Origin of the sequence: Rhizobium sp. SEMIA 4085, from assembly GCF_013004495.1 — a bacterium.
Taxonomy (GTDB): domain Bacteria; phylum Pseudomonadota; class Alphaproteobacteria; order Rhizobiales; family Rhizobiaceae; genus Rhizobium; species Rhizobium gallicum.
Genome location: NZ_JABEPH010000562.1, coordinates 1 through 2,468 on the forward strand (window position 1 = coordinate 1; position 2,468 = coordinate 2,468).

General features: G+C 58.6%; 2 protein-coding genes and 1 pseudogene. All 3 read right to left on the reverse strand.

Translation table 11 applies throughout. The features are described from left to right. Positions 1-83 precede the first annotated feature (83 nt). A pseudogene (locus tag C9413_RS30945) lies at positions 84-810 on the reverse strand (transposase); the annotation flags it as partial. A 464-nt stretch (positions 811-1,274) separates the two neighbouring features. Then, on the reverse strand, positions 1,275-2,156 hold the full coding sequence (locus C9413_RS30950; RefSeq protein WP_040114120.1) for a hypothetical protein: 882 nt from the start codon (positions 2,154-2,156) through the stop codon (positions 1,275-1,277). Further along, positions 2,153-2,455 (reverse strand): hypothetical protein, encoded by a 303-nt coding sequence (locus C9413_RS30955; protein ID WP_170251395.1) that lies wholly within the window; start codon positions 2,453-2,455, stop codon positions 2,153-2,155. Before C9413_RS30955 ends, C9413_RS30950 begins: the two co-directional genes overlap by 4 nt. Positions 2,456-2,468: the final 13 nt, after the last annotated feature.

A 2,468-nucleotide genomic window follows, 5' to 3' on the forward strand; every position in this document is an offset into this window, starting at 1 on the left:
CTGTCCATGGTGGGCGAGCGGCGCTCTGGGGGGGTGGTGGTGGCGGCTTCGATGGCGGGGGTGAGGATCTGGCCTCTTGGGGGGGTGGTGAGTTTGGTTTTGGGGCCGTGCTCGCGGCCGGGGCCGCCCTTGCCGGTGATGCCGGCATGCGGCTGGAAGGGGCTCCCCAGCTTCTCGCCGGCCGGGACCGGCTCCCCGGCCAGGACCCGCCGTTCGGTCTGGGCGATGATCTGCCCGATCAGCGGCCGGTAGTGGCGGAGCTGCGCCTGCTAGAGTTCAACCGCCGGCCTGCTGCAACAGCCGCACCGTCACCCGGACAGGGTCCCATAACAGGCTGCTGTCGCTCGGCTCATGGATCAGTGCGGCGGTGACGGTCTGTCCACGCGCACGACCTTGCCACTTTCCAGCTTCTCCTGCCGGGCGCTCGCCAGCAGCACCCGGTTGATCTCTTCAAAGGTTTGCGCCCGGATCGCGCTGATCGTCTTGTGCAAGACCGACTTCTTCGGATTCCATCCCCACGGCAGCCGAGCAAAGGCGCGGAACGAGGCGGAGTCTTCGAGATGGAAGGCCAGTTCCTGGTAACTCAACTGGCGATGTTGCTTGAGCAGCGCGCAGCGCAGCACAGCCTCGGCTGGTAGCCCCTCGCGGCCGGTCTGTCTGAGACCATGCCGGCGCAAGGTCGCGCGCCACCAGCCCGAGCAGATCGCCATGCTCATCCAGCCACTCAGACATGGCTTTCAGTTCACGGCCGATCTCGTGTCCGGCAAAAAGATCGAATATACTGGATTGGACGGTGCGTTCTTGGCGCATTGTCGGCTCCGGCGGTTACGGTTTGTCTTTAGAAGCAGTAGCTTGATCTAAAGTATACCTGAAACCGCCGGGCTTTACCTGCGGCAATATCGCGATTCCTCCAATAATTTCAGTGATTTACCGTTTATGGACGGGCACTAGCTAGGATCAACTCGTGCCAATCAAGGCACGACTGGCGGTTCAGACCGCAGCAAAACCGAGGGGCGGCCAATGCGAACATTTCGCCTGTCTTCGTCCGCTCTCAAGGACCTGGCGGTGAGATCAATTCTTCTGAAAGTCCCGTACGATCCGGAAGGCTGGCCGCGTCGTCCGCTGGAGCTTCCCTCGCTTTGCCTTGACCCCGCCCGTCCTATCGTGAAAGCTTCAGTATTTTTGCAAGTATGCTGTTCTCAACGGCCGCCATCGACGGTCTTGACGAGACGAACAGCGCCAGATCCTTGATCAATTTTTTCGCCGCCTCGAGGTCAGAGGCGCTTGGCGTGACATCGCCTGCAGCTTCGCCGAGCGCCATCCTGACGAGACCCAACTGCGATAAATATATCCGGCAGGCGCTGTTTCACGGCACCGTCTTCCTCCTCGGACAGGGTTCGCGATGGATCGTCCGTAAAGATCACGCCTGAACACGTCCGGATTTGCAGCGGGCCACGCTTGTTTGATTGATGCAGGCCAGCGAGCTTTGAAAGATCATAGTAATCGACGTAGAGCCCGAGGAAGATGCAGTCATCAAAGGATATTCTGCTTCGGTCATGATACCATCTCCTGAGCTCCGCCGAACGAACCTTGCACTGCGACAAGCGGCTATTGCCGTCCATTACGAATTCCGTCGCGTCGCCGGCAAAGTGGACATCTCGAACGGCATGGAATTTCGTGTCGCGATAGTGGCCACCCTCGGTCATCAAGATCGTGCCGCTCGTGAGCGAAAGCTGGTCGATATTCGATTTGGAGGCGGAAAGCTTGCCGTCGCAGGCATCGAAGCTGCATCGTTCCAACGTCGTCTCGGTCAGGTCGAGATCGAATTTGGATTGCCGGAAGCTGCAGGCTTTAAAGCTCGACGAAGTCGCTTCGCAGCTCGTCAGGTGCCAATCGTTAGCATGCACATCTTCAATATTGACGCGACTGAATTTGACGTTGTTGAAGTAAGCGTGTTCGCCACGGTAACGCTTGAGCTCGACGTCGTAGATCTGGGTCGCGGCCAGCTGCAGGGTTTCGAGGAGGACGCCGGACGCAAGGCAGATGCCTGCGAGGCTGCCACGCGTTGGGCCCGATATGTTTGAATTGCGAAAGCAGAGTTCCATCCTGGAAATATGCTCCGGATAATCTCGGACGAAGCTCCCCAGGAAGATCATGATTTCTCGGGTAAGTTTTCGCTGTTCTGCGACCGCCGGAAACTTCTATACTTCGTCAGGTTTCGGATGATGGCGTGGGCCACAAAGAACTCGAAGAAGGACTTGTGCGTGAACCGGAAGGTGCTTTCATCGGTATTGGAGATAAAGGAGCAGACGCGGGTGTCGGTGACAATGCGGTTGAGCAACAGAGTGCGTTCGGCCGGCTTTTTCCCTTTGGCTTTCGCCTGGGCAAAGTCCGTCACCGCCTCGACGATATCGGCATGTCCGAGCTCGATTGACCCTGTTTGGAGCAGAGGCATGGCTCTGTCTCAT